Genomic DNA, 1,385 nt, shown 5'->3' with positions numbered 1-1,385 from the left:
GCGGCAGTGCCACCGCCGCCAGCCGCGCCACCAGCACCACCCCAATGGCCGCCACGCCCGGCAGCACCGTGCGCCCGGGAATATTCAGCACAAGCACTTCCAGCCCCATCAGCACAAATAGCAGCGCGTTCAGCACCTCGTCAATCAGCTCCCAGAACTTGTCCACGTAGTCCTGCGACTCCTCTGAGAGCATGCTGCCGTGGCGGCTGAAGTGGCCTACCAGCAGCCCAGCCATCACCATGGCCAGCGGGCCCGAGGTGTGCAGGCGCGTGGCCAGGGCCGTGCCGCCGGCCGCCTCGACCAGCGTAATCAGCACCTCCACTTGGTAGTTATCGATGGTGCGCAGCAGCCAAGCCGTGCCCAGCCCCAGGGCCGTACCCAGGGCCAGCCCGCCCACCGTTTCGCGCAGAAAAATGCCCAGCGCGTGGCTCACACTCACCTCGCCGGGCCCGAGCAGGGCCACTTCCAGCGTCACCACAAACAGCACCACGCCCACGCCGTCGTTGAATAGCGACTCGCCCACAATTTTAGTTTCGAGCGATTTGGGAATGTTGGCCTTGGTGAGGATGCTGAGCACGGCCACCGGGTCGGTGGGAGAAATCAGCGCCCCAAACAGCAGGCAGTAGATGAACGGCGTGGGCAGCCCCAGCCACGGCAGCAGCAGGTACATGGCGCCGGCCACCAGCCCGGTGCTCAGCGGCGTGCCCACCAGTGCCAGCACGCTCACCGGCCAGCGCAGCCGCCCCAGGCTGCGGGTGTCGACGTGCATGGCGCCCGCAAACAGCAGAAAGCCCAGCATCACCTGCATCACGATGGTGCTGAAATCGAGCTTGTTCACCAGCCGGCCAAACTCCAGCACCGGCTTCACCTCGAAGCGCGCCAGCCCCACCAGCGCCAGCGAGGCCACCAGCCCCAGCACCATCAGCCCGATAGCCGTGGGCATTTTCAGAAAGCGCAGGTTGAGGTAGGCAAACGCGGCGGCCGTTACGAGCAGCAGCGCCAAGGCGGTGTAGAGGTCCATGGGGGCAAAGAGTGAATGGGTGAATGGGTGAATAAGCGAATGAGTGAATGAGAAAGCGTGCTTGCGTACCTAGCGGGCACTCGAACAAGCATTCACTCATTCACCCATTCACTCATTCGCTCATTGATGCCAGCGCCGCTTCAATGCGCGCCACCATCGCATCATCTACGTCCAGATGCGTGACGAAGCGAATCCACTGCGGCCCGAAGCTGCTGGCCCGGATGCCCTGCACTTCGAGTGCCGCCAGGAAATCGGCGGCCGGCAGCGCGTCGTGCAGGCGGAAGATGACGAGGTTGGTTTCCGGGTTCAGCACCTCGGCCACGTAGGGCTGCCGGCGCAGCGTGGCGGCCAGCTGCGCGGCGCG

The 1,385-nt window shown here is 64.9% G+C and carries 1 protein-coding gene and 1 pseudogene; both read right to left on the bottom strand.

Going from position 1 to position 1,385, the window contains the following annotated elements:
- Positions 1 to 1,021: cation:proton antiporter (locus tag ACYVDE_RS22875; RefSeq protein ID WP_460503840.1), on the bottom strand; the 1,021-nt coding region annotated here is incomplete at its 3' end.
- A gap of 112 nt (positions 1,022 to 1,133) precedes the next feature.
- A pseudogene (locus ACYVDE_RS22870) lies at positions 1,134 to 1,385 on the bottom strand (threonine aldolase); the annotation flags it as partial.

The sequence above is a fragment of the Hymenobacter agri genome (assembly GCF_054778495.1).
This window is presented reverse-complemented; position numbering and strand designations above follow the sequence as displayed.